The 14,438-nt window shown below is 67.1% G+C and carries 15 protein-coding genes and 1 tRNA gene; 8 read left to right on the top strand and 8 right to left on the bottom strand.

Features of this window, described 5'->3' with window-relative positions; genetic code table 11:
• Nucleotides 1-161 precede the first annotated feature (161 nt).
• Nucleotides 162-1,124 (top strand): YihY/virulence factor BrkB family protein, encoded by a 963-nt coding sequence (locus ABDW31_RS15415; protein ID WP_184719521.1) that lies wholly within the window; start codon nt 162-164, stop codon nt 1,122-1,124.
• Here ABDW31_RS15415 and ABDW31_RS15410 read toward each other — a convergent pair.
• The 4 genes from ABDW31_RS15410 to ABDW31_RS15395 form a co-directional block, all read right to left on the bottom strand.
• On the bottom strand, nt 1,096-1,329 hold the full coding sequence (locus tag ABDW31_RS15410; protein ID WP_184719523.1) for a sulfurtransferase TusA family protein: 234 nt from the start codon (nt 1,327-1,329) through the stop codon (nt 1,096-1,098). The genes ABDW31_RS15415 and ABDW31_RS15410 overlap by 29 nt on opposite strands.
• Entirely contained in the window at nt 1,322-2,062 is a 741-nt protein-coding gene (locus ABDW31_RS15405; protein ID WP_184719526.1) for a pseudouridine synthase, read from the bottom strand. The genes ABDW31_RS15410 and ABDW31_RS15405 overlap by 8 nt, the downstream gene beginning before the upstream one ends.
• A gap of 13 nt (nt 2,063-2,075) precedes the next feature.
• Complete coding sequence (locus ABDW31_RS15400; RefSeq protein WP_184719528.1) at nt 2,076-2,984, bottom strand: class I SAM-dependent methyltransferase; 909 nt, start codon at nt 2,982-2,984, stop codon at nt 2,076-2,078.
• 35 nt (nt 2,985-3,019) lie between these two features.
• Nucleotides 3,020-3,109: transfer RNA gene (locus ABDW31_RS15395), tRNA-Ser, on the bottom strand.
• Between the two features lie 105 nt (nt 3,110-3,214).
• Here ABDW31_RS15395 and ABDW31_RS15390 point away from each other — a divergent pair.
• The 6 genes from ABDW31_RS15390 (at nt 3,215) to ABDW31_RS15365 (ending at nt 7,836) form a co-directional block, all read left to right on the top strand.
• Nucleotides 3,215-4,234, top strand: coding sequence for a septal ring lytic transglycosylase RlpA family protein (locus tag ABDW31_RS15390; RefSeq protein ID WP_184719530.1), 1,020 nt, complete (start codon nt 3,215-3,217; stop codon nt 4,232-4,234).
• Between the two features lie 32 nt (nt 4,235-4,266).
• Nucleotides 4,267-4,893 carry a dTMP kinase gene (gene tmk / locus ABDW31_RS15385; RefSeq protein WP_184719532.1) on the top strand — a complete coding sequence of 209 codons (627 nt, stop codon included), beginning with the start codon at nt 4,267-4,269 and terminating at the stop codon, nt 4,891-4,893.
• Nucleotides 4,893-5,894, top strand: coding sequence for a DNA polymerase III subunit delta' (locus ABDW31_RS15380; RefSeq protein ID WP_184719534.1), 1,002 nt, complete (start codon nt 4,893-4,895; stop codon nt 5,892-5,894). Before tmk ends, ABDW31_RS15380 begins: the two co-directional genes overlap by 1 nt.
• The gene (locus ABDW31_RS15375; RefSeq protein WP_184719536.1) at nt 5,891-6,679 is read left to right on the top strand and encodes a TatD family hydrolase; all 789 of its coding nucleotides are present in this window, start codon (nt 5,891-5,893) and stop codon (nt 6,677-6,679) included. Before ABDW31_RS15380 ends, ABDW31_RS15375 begins: the two co-directional genes overlap by 4 nt.
• Entirely contained in the window at nt 6,676-7,494 is an 819-nt protein-coding gene (locus tag ABDW31_RS15370) for an MBL fold metallo-hydrolase (protein WP_184719537.1), read from the top strand. Before ABDW31_RS15375 ends, ABDW31_RS15370 begins: the two co-directional genes overlap by 4 nt.
• A 135-nt stretch (nt 7,495-7,629) precedes the next feature.
• On the top strand, nt 7,630-7,836 hold the full coding sequence (locus tag ABDW31_RS15365) for a hypothetical protein (RefSeq protein WP_184719539.1): 207 nt from the start codon (nt 7,630-7,632) through the stop codon (nt 7,834-7,836).
• 22 nt (nt 7,837-7,858) lie between these two features.
• Here the strand turns inward: ABDW31_RS15365 and aceB are convergent, their stop codons facing one another.
• From aceB to ABDW31_RS15350, 3 genes are all read right to left on the bottom strand, one after another.
• Nucleotides 7,859-9,436, bottom strand: a complete 1,578-nt coding sequence (aceB, locus tag ABDW31_RS15360; RefSeq protein ID WP_184719541.1) for a malate synthase A — start codon at nt 9,434-9,436, stop codon at nt 7,859-7,861.
• A gap of 88 nt (nt 9,437-9,524) precedes the next feature.
• Nucleotides 9,525-9,752 (bottom strand): hypothetical protein, encoded by a 228-nt coding sequence (locus tag ABDW31_RS15355; protein WP_184719543.1) that lies wholly within the window; start codon nt 9,750-9,752, stop codon nt 9,525-9,527.
• A gap of 38 nt (nt 9,753-9,790) precedes the next feature.
• Nucleotides 9,791-11,410, bottom strand: a complete 1,620-nt coding sequence (locus ABDW31_RS15350) for an isocitrate lyase (protein WP_343699089.1) — start codon at nt 11,408-11,410, stop codon at nt 9,791-9,793.
• Nucleotides 11,411-11,540: 130 nt separating this feature from the next.
• Between ABDW31_RS15350 and ABDW31_RS15345 the strand changes: the two genes are divergently transcribed.
• Nucleotides 11,541-12,977 (top strand): helix-turn-helix transcriptional regulator, encoded by a 1,437-nt coding sequence (locus ABDW31_RS15345; RefSeq protein WP_184719546.1) that lies wholly within the window; start codon nt 11,541-11,543, stop codon nt 12,975-12,977.
• Nucleotides 12,978-13,048: 71 nt separating this feature from the next.
• Here the strand turns inward: ABDW31_RS15345 and ABDW31_RS15340 are convergent, their stop codons facing one another.
• A complete protein-coding gene (locus ABDW31_RS15340; RefSeq protein WP_343699088.1) occupies nt 13,049-14,227 on the bottom strand; it encodes an alpha/beta hydrolase in 1,179 nt (392 codons plus the stop codon).
• Nucleotides 14,228-14,438: the final 211 nt, after the last annotated feature.

Raw genomic sequence — 14,438 nt, 5'->3', positions numbered from 1 at the left:
CGACGGATCCTAGCTTGCGGGTGTCGATCGATCGCTGCGCCATCCGTCCCTCGATGTGGCGATCGGTTCACAGGCACGTCCTGCGGAGGCGCGCCGTCCGGTCCCAGGGCGGCGCGTCTTTGACTCTGGACCTTACTTTGACTCTGAGGACATGCCCCGCCATGGTCCGGCGGATGCAAGACCCGCTGCACCGCATCCGCTGGCGCGACCTCGACCTTGATCCCATTCACTGGGCCCGCGAAATCCTGCGTGTGCTGGGCCTGGCGCTGTCCCGCCTGTGGGGCCGCGACGTGATGCTATATGTTGGCGGCGTCTCGTTCTTCGCCCTGCTGGCGGTGTTTCCCGGCCTGGCGATTCTGATCGGGCTCTACAGCTTCTTCCTCACCCCCGAAACCGCCGCCCGCCAGGCGGCCAAGCTGGCCGAGCTGGCGCCGTCGGGCGCCCGGTCGATGTTCCAGGACGAGTTCGGCCATCTGGCCCAGGCCTCGGGCCAGACCATCTCTCTGCAGAGCGCCGTGGTGCTGCTGGTCGGCGGCTACGCCGCGCACCGTGGCTTCAAGGCCCTGCTGGCCGGCCTGTCGTTTATCCACGACGAGGAGAACCAGCGTGGCTTCTTCGGTTTCAACATCATGGCGCTGCTGGTGCTGATCGCCGCCTTTGGCCTGCTGTTCGTGATGTCCGGCGTCTTCCTGGCCCTGCGCCTGCTGGCCTCGGCTGTCGACTTGCGGCCGCTGGAAGGCGTGTCGTGGATCCAGAGCGAGTGGACCTGGGCCAGCCTGGGCATCGTGATCGGCATGAGCCTGGTCTATCGCTACGCCATGTCGCGCGAGACCGTCGGTTGGCGCGCCTCGATCGCCGGCGGCGCGGCGGCCGCGGCCCTGTGCGTGTTCATGTCCTGGGCCAGCGCCTTCTATGTCGAGAAGGTCGTCCATCTGGGCGCCACCTACGGCTCGATCTCGGCCGTGATCATCTTCCTGATCTGGCTGTCGTGGAGCGTGAACGCGATCTTCTTCGGCGGCGCCCTGGCCACCGAGGTCGAGATCGCCCTGGACGAGCGTCCTCAGGCCTTGCTGGAAGGCCCCAAGCCGATCCCGCTCAAGCCGCCTTCACAATACGGAACCTGATCACCCCATCGTCCTGGTCGGTGATCTCGAGCACACTGGCGCCGATCTGGCCGGCGAAGTGCGGGACGTCGATGCGCGCCATCGGATCGGTGGCCAGCAGGACCAATTCCGAACCCGGCGCAGCGGCCTCGTGCGCCTTGCGCAGCTTTAGGGTCGGGACCGGGCAGTGATGGCCGCGGGCGTCGATCAGGATCGGCTCAGACATCCGCGAAGACCCCTTCGGCTTCGGCGGCGGGGAGGATGCGGTGCTGGCCCGGCTCCAGGTCGGCCGGCAGGACCAGTCCGCCGATCCGTTCACGGTGCAGGGCGACCACGTGGTTACCCACGGCGGCGAACATTCGGCGCACCTGGTGGTAGCGGCCCTCGGTGAGGGTCAGTCGCGCGGTCTTGTCGTCAACGACGTCCAGTTGGGCCGGCAGCAGCGGCTTTTCCTCGCTATCCAGCATTAACGTCCCGGCGGCGAACAGCTCGCCTTCCGATCCGTTCAGCGGACGGTCCAGCGTCGTGAAGTAGGTCTTGGGCACGTGGCGCTTGGGCGAGATCACCCGGTGCAGGAAGTCGCCGTCGTCAGTGATCAGGATCAGGCCGCTGGTGTCCTTGTCGAGACGCCCCACGGTCGACAGGCCCGGATCGCGCAGCCGCCAGCGGCGCGGCAGCAGGTCGTAGATCTTCTCGCCGTCTTCCTTGTGCGAACACACCACGCCCAGCGGCTTGTGCATGATCAGCACCAGCGGGGCGGGGGGATCTACGGCGACGCCGCGAATGGTCATCCGCTCGGGCAGGGTCGCGTCGACGGCGATGCGGGCCCCGGCGTCCTTCAGCACCTTGCCGTCCAGCACGACCTTGCCGGCGGCGACCAGGGCCTGGACGTCCTTGCGGCTGCCATAGCCCAGATTGGCCAGCAGTCGATCCAGGCGCGCCATCATGGCCTTAGTCATTGGATTGGGGCCATTACTTGCGGGCCTCGAACACCTTGTAGCCGCTGCCTTCCGCGACAAGCCGCACCTTGCTGAAGCTCTCGCCCAGGATCGCCTCGTAAGGCAGGTGGCGGTTGGCCACCATCCACAGCACGCCGCTCTTGCGCAGAGCCGCCGCCGCCGAGGCGATGAAGGCCTGACCCAGGGTCTTGTCCTCGCCGCCACCCTCGTGGAACGGCGGGTTGCTGACGATGAAGTCGAGGTCTTTCAGCTCCGTCTGGCGCACGTCGCCCCAGACGAAGTCGGCGCGCGGATCGGTGACGTTGCGCTTTGCGACGTCGACGGCCCGGCGATCCAACTCGACCAGGGTCAGCTTAGTGACCTTCGGCGACGCCAGGACGTTGAGCGCCAGAAGGCCAATACCGGCCCCGAAGTCCGCGCCCGCGCCGGCAAACGGCGGCAGGACCTGCAGCAGGGCGTTGGTGCCGGCGTCCAGGCGGTCCCAGCTGAACACGCCAGGCTGGGTCCACAGGCCGTTCTCGGCGATCTGGCGCGGCGAACCGGCCTTGATGTCGGCTTCAAACGCCTTGGTGTCGGCCGGGCGGACGGCCAGGCAGATGCGATTGTGGCGACGGGCGCTTTCGCCGACCTCGCAGCCCAGAGCCTCCAGCTCCTTCTTCAGGCGCAGGCCACCGCGGTCCTTCGGGGCGAAGGCGGTCAGCCGGCCGTTCGGCGCGAGGATTCGCAAGGCATGGGCCAGGACATAACGTCGCTCCACGGCGCCCGCGGGCGCGCGGACAGTCACGGCGTTAAGAGATTCGTCCGGCAGCGACGCGATGTCGGTCGAGCTGACGATCGTCGGCGACAGCTGAACGGCGTCCGGCGCGGCGGGCGCCAGATCATGGTCGGCCTGGCCGTAGAGCGCGGTAGAAGTCGCCGACATGCTTGTCCTGAAAGGGTTTTTCGAGATTTGAAGTCTGGCGGGCAGGGTGGGATTCGAACCCACGGTAGACTTTCACCTACGGCGGTTTTCAAGACCGCTGCCTTAAACCACTCGGCCACCTGCCCGGAGCAGGCGGCTATATCAGTGCTCCAGGTCCTTAACCAGACTTCAAAACAAACCAGTGACTCTATCGGCTCGGAAGGGTGTGGGCCCGACTGGACGACGAGAGCATGAACCAGCGCTTCGAACAGGTTTGGCGGAATGTGCGAGTGGCGGGCCTGATGGCCCTGGCCGCCGCCAGTCTGGCCGCCTGCGCCACGCCCAAGTACGGCACCGGCAAGTCCGGCTACACCGCCACGGCCCGCAACGACACCACGCGTGGCTCTGCGCCACGCCATGGCTCGACCGTTGGGCGCGATGGCAAGCCGCTGCGCGGCACGGCAAAGCCCTATCAAATCAACGGCGTCTGGTATTATCCGAAGGAGGATCCGAACTACAACGTCGTCGGGATCGGGTCCTGGTACGGCGATCAATTTCACAATCGCCGCACCGCCAATGGCGAGGTCTTCGACATGAACCGGCCCTCAGCCGCTCACAAGACCCTGCCGCTGCCCAGCCTGGTCGAGGTGACCAACCTGGATAACGGCCGCAAGATGATCCTGCGGGTCAACGACCGTGGCCCGTTCGTCGGCGACCGGGTCATCGATCTCTCCAAGGCCGCCGCCGACGAGCTGGGCTACAAACAAAAGGGCGTGGCCCGCGTTCGCGTGAAGTATGTTGGCCCTGCACCGAAGAACGCCTTTGATGCGCCGCGCCAATATGCCCGCGCCACAGCGTCTCCGCCGCCCCCTCCGCCGGTCCGCAACGCCGCGCGCAGCTTCGATGACATCCAGGAGCCGACCCAGCGCGTGCAGGTTCTGCCATCGCGTCCGGAGCCCGACTGGGCCTCGCCAAATGCGCCGATCCAGCAGTCGGCCCCGCCGATCAACCCGCCCGACCGCGTGTTCGCCAGCGCCGGCAAGTCAGCCTATCGCGTCCAGGCCGGCTCGTTCTCCAGCCGCGAGAACGCCGAGAAGGCCGTGCGGCAGCTGTCCGGCTCGGGCCAGGCCATGATCGACACCATCGAACGGGCCAGCGGTACGCTCTATCGCGTCACGGTTTCGGCCGGCCAGACCGAGGGCGAGGCCTGGAACCTGCGCCAGCGCGTAGAAGCCTTGGGATATCAAGGCGCGACGGTTCTTCGCCCCTAGACATAGCCCCAAAACCGGTCGATGCAGGCCGGGTGACCCAGGGTTCCTTCATCAGTTTCGAAGGCGGGGAGGGGGCTGGAAAGTCCACCCAGATCCGCCGTTTGGCCGAGCGGCTACAGACCGCCGGCCATGACGTCGTCGTCACCCGCGAGCCGGGCGGCAGCCCGGGCGCCGAGGCGATCCGCGAGCTGCTGGTCAATGGCGACGCCGACCGCTGGTCGCCGGTCACCGAGACCCTTTTGATGTACGCCGCCCGCCGCGACCACGTGGAGCGGGTGATCCGCCCGGCCCTGGCCGACGGCAAGTTCGTGCTGTGCGACCGGTTCGCCGACTCGACCCGCGCCTATCAGGGCGCCGGCGGCGACGCCCCGGCTTCGCTGATCGCGGCGCTGGAGGACCACGTGCTGGCCGGCACGGTTCCGGACCTGACCCTGATCCTGGACCTGCCCGCCGAGGTCGGCCTGGCCCGCGCCGAGGCCCGTGGGGGCGCCGCGCGGTTCGAGTCCAAGGGCCTGCCGTTCCACGAGCGTCTTCGCGCCGGCTATCTGGAGATCGCCCGTCAGGAGCCCGAGCGCTGCGTCGTCATCGGCGCCGACGCCGAGCTGGACGCCGTGACCGACGCCATCTGGGCCGCGGTCGCCCAGCGCCTGAATCTCTGATGCCGCCCCATCCGCGCGACGTCTACGGGCTGGAAGGCCAGACGGCCGCCGAGGCCGCGTTCATTGATGCGCTGGAGCGCGGCCGGCTGCACCACGCCTGGCTGCTGACCGGGCCCGAGGGCGTAGGCAAGGCGACCCTGGCCTATCGCATGGCCCGCCGCCTGCTGGGCGCGCGACCCGACCCGTCCATGGGCCTGCTGGGCGCCGCGCCGTCCGACGCCGTGAGCCGCCAGGTCGCCGCCAGGTCGCATCCCGACCTGATGGTGCTGGAGCGCCTGACCGACGACGGCAAGGCCCGCAAGTCGATCCCGGTCGACGAGGCCCGCCAACTGCCCGAGTTCTTCGCCACCACCCCGGCGGTCTCGCCCTATCGGGTGGCTATCATCGACGCCGCCGACGACCTGAACGTCAACGCCGCCAACGCTGTGCTGAAGACTCTGGAGGAGCCGCCGCCGCGCGGGGTGATCTTCCTGATCAGCCATGCGCCCGGCAAGCTCTTGCCGACCATCCGCTCGCGCTGCCGTCGCCTGGCCGTGCCGGCGCCGGGCATCGCCGCCGCCGCCGACATGGTCGAGCGCATGGCCGACATCTCCGGCCGCGACGCCGAGCGCCTGGCCCGCATGGCCCACGGCGCGCCCGGCAAGGCGCTGCAGCTGGCCGCCGCCAAGGCGTTGGAGATGGACGACGCGGCCAACGAGATCCTGCGCGGCCTGCCCAAGCTGGACGAGGGCGCGCTGCTGGCCATGGCCGATACGTTCCGCGGGGCCGAGGGCGCGGCGCGCTTCGAACTGCTGATGGATCGCCTGGCCGACCAGGTCAGGATCTTCGCCACCCAGGTGGCAGCCGACGGCAAGAATTCGCCGGGCCTGGACCGCTGGGCGGCGGCGTGGGAGCGGCTGTCGCGCTGGCCCGGCGAGGCCGAGGCCGTGAACCTGGATCGCGCCGATGTCTTCTGGAGCGTCATCTCGGACTTGCGCGCGGCGGCCAAGACGGCGATTTGAGCGGCATGCTCATCGACAGCCATGTGAATCTGCACGCGCCCCAGTTCGCCGAGGACAAGGACGCCGTCATCGCCCGCGCCCGCGAGGCCGGCATCGCCCTGATGGTCACCATCTGCGACAAGGTCTCCTCGTTCGAGGCGGTTCACGCGATCGCCATGGCCGAGCCGGACATCTGGTGCACGGTCGGCACGCACCCGCACGAGGCCAAGGAAGACCCCGAGCTGACCGCCGCGCGCCTGGTCGAGCTGGCCAGTCGTCCGCGTGTCATCGGAATCGGCGAATGCGGTCTGGACTTCCACTACGACTTCTCGCCGCGCGAGGTTCAGGCCCAGGTGTTCCGCCAGCACTGCATCGCCGCGCGTGACAGCGGCCTGCCCCTGGTGGTCCACACCCGCGAGGCCGACGAGATCATGGGCCAGATCCTCGAGGAGGAGCACGCGGCCGGTCCGTTCAAGATCCTGATGCACTGCTATACCAGCGGCGCCGAGCTGGCTGCCCGGGCTGCGGCGCTGGGCGCGTGGTTCTCGGTCTCGGGCATCGCCACCTTCAAGGCTGCCGAGGACGTCCGCGAGACCATCCGCGAGATGCCAGCCGACCGGATCATCGTCGAGACTGACTGTCCGTACCTGGCCCCCGTGCCGATGCGCGGCCGCCGCAACGAGCCGGCCTATCTGCCGCACATCTACGACAAGCTGGCCGAGATCCGCGGCTGGAGCCGGGCCGAGACCGAGCAACGCACGGAAGACGCCTTCTTCAACCTGTTTGATCGGATCCCCAGGCCATGACCGGACCGCTGGAGTTCACCATCCTGGGCTCCGGCTCGTCCGGCGGCGTGCCGCGCGCCGACGGCAATTGGGGCGACTGCGATCCGGCCGAGCCCAAGAACCATCGCTCGCGCTGCTCGCTGCTGGTCCGCAGGCTCCAAAACGAAGGAACGGGGCAGGGGCCCCAGCACGAGACCACGGTCGTCGTCGACACCTCGCCGGACCTGCGCCTGCAGACCGCCCAGGCGGGCGTGAAGCGGGTCGACGGGGCGCTGTTTACCCACGATCACGCCGACCAGGCCCACGGCATCGACGACCTGCGGCCGTTCTTCCTCAATCAGCGCCAGCGCATCCCGACCTGGATGGACCAGGCCACGCACGACGGCCTGCTGACCCGGTTCAACTACATCTTCGAGACCCGCGGCGGCTATCCGGCCATCCTGGAGCCGCGCCTGATCCCGCCGCTGGGCGAGGATTTCGAGGTCGACGGCCCCTCGGGCCCGGTCCCGGTCCACACCTTCGACGTCGACCACGGCGAGATCCGCGCCGTCGGCTACCGCTTCGGCGGCGTGGCCTACACCCCCGACGTCCGCGCCATTCCCGACGACAGCTGGAAGGATCTGGCCGATCTGGACGTCTGGATCGTCGACGCCCTGCGCTGGACGCCGCACCCGACCCACGCCCATGTCGAGCTGGCTCTGGAGTGGATCGCCAAGGCCAAGCCGCGCCGGGCCATCCTGACGAACCTGCATATCGACCTGGACTTCAACGCCCTGGCCGCGCGCCTGCCGCCGGGCGTCGAGCCGGCCTATGACGGCATGCGCTTCACATTCTGAAGCTGCATCAAGCACTTGTCCGAACACGGACACAAAAATGAACGAAAAACGTGACAGGATAACATCACCGTCACAGGAGCGCGGTACAAGCCGCGCCGCCCGCCTTAACCCTACTGTTCGCTCTCACAGATAGCCATGGCTGAAACCGTCACCATCTCCCGCGAGATCTTCCAGCGCCTGCGCTCAAAGCTGCCCGCGATCACCCGCGAGCATCTGTTCGATTGCTATGCGATCAGCGAGACGACCTGGACCAAGCTGCGCGACGGCAAGCCGGTGAAGCGCTCGACCCTGGACCGTATCCTGGTCAAGCTGGCCGCCCTGGACGCCCGGATCGCCGCCTAGAGCGACCCGGGACTTTCCGCTTTTAGATCAGGTCATAGGCCGGCAGGGTCAGGAACTCTTCTAGGCCGTCAGCCAGCACCATCCGCGTGAAGAGCTCGGCGGCGGCCTCCAGACGCGGCGAGCCGAAGTCGCGGCGCAGAGCCTCCATCTCCTGGGTGAACAGGCTGACGAACAGCTCCGAGGTCAGCACCCGGCCGTCGTCCAGCTCGGCCCCCAGGCGGATCCACTGCCAAAGCTGCGTGCGGCAGATTTCGGCTGTCGCGGCGTCCTCCATCAGATTGTAGAGCGGCACGGCCCCGCGGCCTTCCAGCCAGGCCTGGGTGTAGCGTACGCCGACGCGGATGTTCTCGCGCACGCCGGCCTCCGTGCGCACGCCCTCGTGCAGCTCCAGCATCTGGGCGGCGGTGATCTCCAGCCCCTCCAGCGTCTTGTCGCGCTGGTTGGCGCTCGGCATCAGACGGTCGAAGACCTCCATGGCCACGGGGACCAGATCCGGGTGGGCGACCCAGGTGCCATCGTGGCCGGACCCGGCTTCGCGCTCCTTGTCGGCCTTGACCTTGGCGAAGGCGGCCTGGTTGGCGGCGTCGTCGCCCTTGACCGGGATCTGGGCCGCCATGCCGCCCATGGCGAAGGCGCCGCGGCGGTGACAGGTCTGGATAAGCTTCAGCGAATAGGCGCCCAGGAACGCCTTGCCCATGACCATGGCCGAGCGGTCCGGGGTCAGGAAAGCCGGCGTGCGGCCCAGGCGCTTGATGAACGAGAAGATGTAGTCCCAGCGACCGCAGTTCAGACCGACGATATGGTCCTTCAGCTCGAACAGGATCTCGTCCATCTCGAAGGCGGCCGGGATGGTCTCGATCAGCACCGTGGCCTTGATCGTCCCGACGGGCAGGCCCAGGGCCTCCTGGGCGCGGACGAAGACGTCGTTCCACAGGCGAGCCTCAAGGTGGCTCTCCAGCTTGGGCAGATAGAAGTAGGGGCCCGAGCCCTGCGCCAGCGTCGCCTTGGCGTTGTGGAAGGCGTAGAGGCCGAAGTCGAACAACGCCCCGGCCACGGCCTGGCCGTCGACCTCCAGGTGGCGCTCCATCAGGTGCCAGCCGCGCGGGCGGATCTTCAGCACCGCCGGCGTCGCGCCCATGGCGTACGACTTGCCGGACTTGGGATCGACATGGGTCAACTGGCCGGACCAGCGATCCTTCAGATTGATCTGCCCCTCGACGACGTTCTCCCAGGTCGGGGCCGTGGCGTCCTCGAAGTCGGCCATGAACACCTTGGCCCCGCAGTTCAGGGCGTTGATGATCATCTTGCGATCGACAGGACCGGTGATCTCGACGCGGCGGTCCAGCAGGTCGGCTGGGACCGGCGCGACGCTCCAATCGGCGGCGCGGACATGGGCCGTTTCGGCCAGGAAGTCCGGCAACTCGCCGGCGTCGAACCGGGCCTGCCGCGCCTGGCGGGCCTGCAGCAGCTCCCGCCGGCGGGTGTCGAAGCGGCGATGCAGGTCGGCCACGAAGTCCAGGGCTTCGGGGGTCAGTACTTCCGCAGCTCGGCCAGCAACTGGACCGGTGACCTGAATGTTGGCGGCGATGTCGAGCGGCATGGGAAGCTTTCCTGGCGGTGAGATCGGCTCCCCGGAAGATCCGGGGAGCCGTCGTCGGGACTCTGGTCGGTTATTGTAGTCGGCGCTCTTAGGCGGCGCCGTTGGTGGGGCGGACGGTCGGGACGATCTGGTCACCCCAATTACCCGTTCCGTCGTGGTGGCGCGAGGCGCGGACCAGTTCGACCGAGTAACCGGCCTCGATGGCGCGGCGCACGGCCTCGTTCAGGCGGTGCGAGGCTTCGGCGACGCGATCGACGGCGCGATCCTTGGCGGCGGAGTCCGGCATCGAGGCGGGGGCGAATTGCGTGACAGACATCGACTTTACTCCTGGCTTGGGTGGGGAGGGGAAGAGGGCTATTCGGCCGCGAACTGGTTCATGGTGTTGGCGTGGCCGCCAGCCTTCAGGGCGCGCTCGCCGGCGACCATCTCCTTGAAGGTGTCGCCCAGGTCCGAGCCGACCTCGTGCTGGTGCTTCACGGCCGAGACCCCGCGGCGGATCTCCTCGCGCTGCACCGAATTGACGTAGGCCTTCATCCGATCGTCGCCGAAGTAGCCTCGCGACAGCTCGTCCATGCTCTTGGCCGTCAGGTGGAAGGTCGGCAGGGTGATCAGGTTGTGGAACACCCCGGCGCGGGCGGCGATGTCGACCTGGAAGCGCGCCAGGCGCTCGTCGGCCTCGCGTCCCAGGTCGCTGTTGTCGTACTCGGCCGACATCAGGACATTGCCGTCCGGATAGCTGTCCGCATGGATCTTGCCCTCGGCGATCCACTGCTCGCGCACCTGCTTACGCAGATTGAGCGTCCAGTTGAACGACGGCGAGTTGTTGTAGGTCAGCTTGGCGTTCGGCACGGCCTTGCGGACCTCGGCCACCATCGAGGCGATCTCGTCGACGTTGGGCGTGTCGGTCTCGATCCACAGCAGGTCGGCGCCGCCCTGGGTCAGGTTGGCGATGCAGTCCTCGATGACCCGCGCGCGGCCCGTGTCGTCCTGGAAGGCGAACAGGCCGTTGGCCATGCGCACGGGCTTGTGGAAGGCGCCGTCCTTCATGATCGCCAGCTCGCCGTCGCGTAGCGGGTTCGAAGGCGTGATCTCCTCGGTCTTCAGCCACTTGATGTAGTCGGCGGCCAGATCGCCTTGCCCCTGGCTGACCGGGATCTTCTGGGTCAGGCCCGCGCCCAGGCTGTCGGTGCGAGCGACGATGACGCCCTCGTCGACGCCCAGCTCCTCAAAGGCCAGGCGACAGGCGCGCAGCTTCTCGATGAAGTCCTCGCGCGGCACGGTGACCTTGCCGTCCTGGTGGCCACACTGCTTGGCGTCGCTGACCTGGTTCTCGATCTGCAGGCAGCAGGCGCCGGCCTTGATCATCTCCTTGGCCAGCAGATAGGTCGCATGCTCGTTGCCGAAGCCGGCGTCGATGTCGGCGATGATCGGCACCACGTGGGTCTCGAAGTGGTCGATCGCCTTGATCGCGGCCTGCTCGGCGACCTGGTCGCCGGCTTTGCGAGCGGCGCTCAGCGTCTTGAAGAGGTCGTTGATGGCGACTTCGTCAGCCTGGCGCAGCGAGACGTAGATCTCCTCGATCAGGTCGACGACCGAGGTCTTCTCGTGCATCGACTGGTCGGGCAGGTGACCGAAGCGATTGCGCAGGCCCGCGACCATCCAGCCCGAGAGGTAGACGTAAGCGCCCTTGGTCGTGCCGCGCAGGCGCTTGACCGACTTGATCATCTGCTGGGCGTGGAAGCCCGACCAGCAGCCCAGCGACTGGGTGAACTTGGAGCTGTCGGCGTCATAGGCGGCCATGTCGGCGCGCATGACCGGGGCCATGGCCCGAGCGATGTCCAGATGGGTCGGGAACGTGTTTTGCAGCTTCAGCTGGATGATCGCGTCGATGTCCACGCCACCGGGCGCGACACCGTCGGGATAGCGCGCCAGCAGAGTGTCGCGGTGTTCGGCGTAGGTCTTGCGCTGCGTCATCGTGTTCAATCCCAGAGGAAGTTCGTTGGGATGGAGCTAACGCTGCACTGCGGGAGCGGTCGAACCTATTGAAGGCAATTTGTCAAAGATCGACTTTGTAATTTCTGTAAAGTCGTGACAACTTGACGAAATGGCCGTGCTCGACAAAAAGCAGAACGATAAGAAGCTGTTCCTGGGAGGCCGTCTCAAGCGGCTCCGGCGCGATCTGGGCGTGACCCAGGCCCGCATGGCCGAGGAACTGGGCGTTTCGCCCAGCTATCTGAACCTGCTCGAGCGTAACCAGCGGCCGGTGACGGCCCAGATCCTGCTGCGGCTGGCCGACGCGTATGATCTCGACCTGCGCAGCCTGTCGGCTGACGATCCGGGCGGCGGCGCGGGGCTGGAAGAGGTGCTGGCCGACAAGATGTTCGCCGACCTGGGCGTCTCGCGCCACGAGGCGGCCGAGGTCGCCGAGCTGTCGCCAGGCCTGGCCGAGGCCATGAGCCGCCTCTATCGCGCCTATCTGGATCGCGGCCGCCTGATCGATCTGGGCGTCTTCGAGCGGCCGGACGGGGCAGGGGCCTCCGAGCAATCGCCGACCGACTGGGTTCGCGACCTGGTCGGCGCCCAGCGCAACCACTTCGCCGAGCTGGAGACCCTGGCCGAGAGCATCGTCGCCCAGCTGAAGGCCGATCCGCAGGACCTGGGACCCGCCGTCCGCGAGCGCCTGCAGACCAAGTTCAGCGTCCAGACCCGGATCATGCCCGTCGAGGTGATGACCGGCTCGCTGCGCCGCTACGACCATCACCGCAAGCGCCTGATGCTGTCAGAGACCCTGGCCCCGGCCAGCCGGCTGTTCGGCATGTGCTACCAGCTGGGCCTGATGGAGGGCGAGGCGGTGTTGTCGGATCTGACCGACCGCTTCAAGGCGCCGGACCGCGCCACACGCCAGCTGCTGAAAGTGTTCCTGGACGGCTATCTGGCCGCGGCGATCATGATGCCGTACGAGCCGTTCCTGGCCGCCATGGAGGCCAGCGGCTACGACATCGAGCGGGTGCGTCCGCGCTTTGGCGTCAGCTATGAACAAGCCGCCCAGCGCCTGACGACCCTGGGTCGTTCGGGCGCGCGCGGCGTGCCGTTCTTCATGATGCGACTGGACGCGGCGGGGAACATCTCCAAGCGCTTCGCCGCCGGGCCGTTCCCGTTCTCGCGCTTCGGCGGCGCCTGTCCGCGCTGGAACGTCCACGACAGCTTCAAGACCCCGGGCCGCATCGTCACCCAGGTGATCGAAACGCCGGACGCCGCGCGCTATTTCACGCTGTCGCGCACGGTGCGCCGGGTGTCGGGTCTTCATTCGGGCCTCGAGGACGAACTGGTCGTCGGCCTGGGCTGCGAGCTGAAATACGTCGGCAAGCTGGTCCACGCCCGCGGCCTGGACATGAGCGCGCCGATCACCGTCGAGATCGGTCCGTCGTGCCGGATCTGCGAACGTCCGGCATGCCCACAGCGCGCTGCCGCGCCGATCAACCGGACGCTGCTGGTCGAGGAAAACAGCAAGTCGCTGTCGCCGTTCCCGTTCGTCCTTTGAGATACAACATACACGAAACTGCGCATGGCAACGCGCCACGCCCACTGGCGCCGGCCCCGGACGTCCCGAGGCTAGTGGGTTGCCGCCGCAGCCTTTAGCGCCGCTAGCTGCGCGTCGATCATGATGCGGTTCGGGTCGTGCCCGGTGCGCGGCAGAGAGATCCAAGTCTTTTTCGGCGCCTGGATCGCATCGAAGTAAGGCTTGGAGACCTCCTGGGGCGTCACCAGGTCAACCTCTCCCTGTAGAACCCAAACTGGCATGGCGAACTGGGTCCCTAGCTTTCGTAGGTCAATCTGCGGACCCATGCCGTCGCCGTGCAGGCCGACAAAGTTCAGGAACGAGTAGTCCTCGCCCGCCGTGTAGTCGGCCTCGTAGGCGGGCGTGTCGTAGCCGGGGCCGAAGGTGAACCAGCCTTTCGGCGGGGCTTCGGCGCCTTGCGCCTCGTACTTTCGGGTGATGCGGCGCAGAATTCCGAAGGCGCGCGGATCCGTCCAAGGCGGCGGGCCCAGCGGTTCCAGCTTCGCCAGCGACTGCGCATCGCCGGCAGCCTTCGCCAAAGCCAGCGTCTTGGTGTAGCTGGCCTGCATGTCCAGCTGGTAGTTCACCAGCTGGGCCGTGCCGACATAGGCCTTGAACAGATCCGGCTGCGCCATGGCGATGTTGACGGCCAGGGCCGAGCCCCACGAGCCGCCCATCAAGATCACCTGGCGCTTGCCGAAGCGCTGGGTCGCGTAGCGCGCCATCTCGACGCCGTCGGCGGTCAGCCGAGCCACCGTCAAGGGCTCGTCCTCAGCGGGCTTATTCTCACCATAGGTCTTTCCTGCACCGCGCTGGTCCCATTGAACGACGGTGAAGTCTTTGGACCAGTCGCCGAATAGGTTTCGAGCGAAGGGGGTGTTGGGGTTGCCAGGTCCGCCATGAACAATCAGGACCACGGGATTGGCGCAATCCTGGCCATCCACGGCTACCCATTGCGGAATACCGCCGATCTGGACGAAGCCTTGTTCGCTGACTGGTCGCCCCGGCGCGCCACAGGCCGGATTGAGTTCCGCCGCGCGGGTCGTCTCATTGCCCCCCGTCATGATCATGATGGCTGCGGCGACCGCCCACAATCGTTTCATAAAGCCCCCGAGGTCCATATGGCGAGGAGCTGTCGGGCAGATCGGGCCGCGCTGCAAGCGGCATCGCCCGGTACAGGTCTCCTCAATCAGCTGTAAGTCCGATTCCTGGAGGTACATCAACGTCAGCAAACGGCGCAGCCCAGCAGACGTCGCACCAAGACCGCGACGCATATATTTCCGATAATATATCTTAGACGATAAATGTATAACGAAGGGCGGATTCTATTTTGAAGTGCGATTTGTGAGGGTTTTTATGGACTTACGTCCACGGAGATTTTTCACATGGGATCGCGCTACGACCATATCACGATTGAAGAACGCCACCTGATCTGTCGCTGGC

Origin of the sequence: Caulobacter sp., assembly GCF_039596335.1 — a bacterium.
GTDB lineage: Bacteria > Pseudomonadota > Alphaproteobacteria > Caulobacterales > Caulobacteraceae > Caulobacter.
This window is presented reverse-complemented; position numbering and strand designations above follow the sequence as displayed.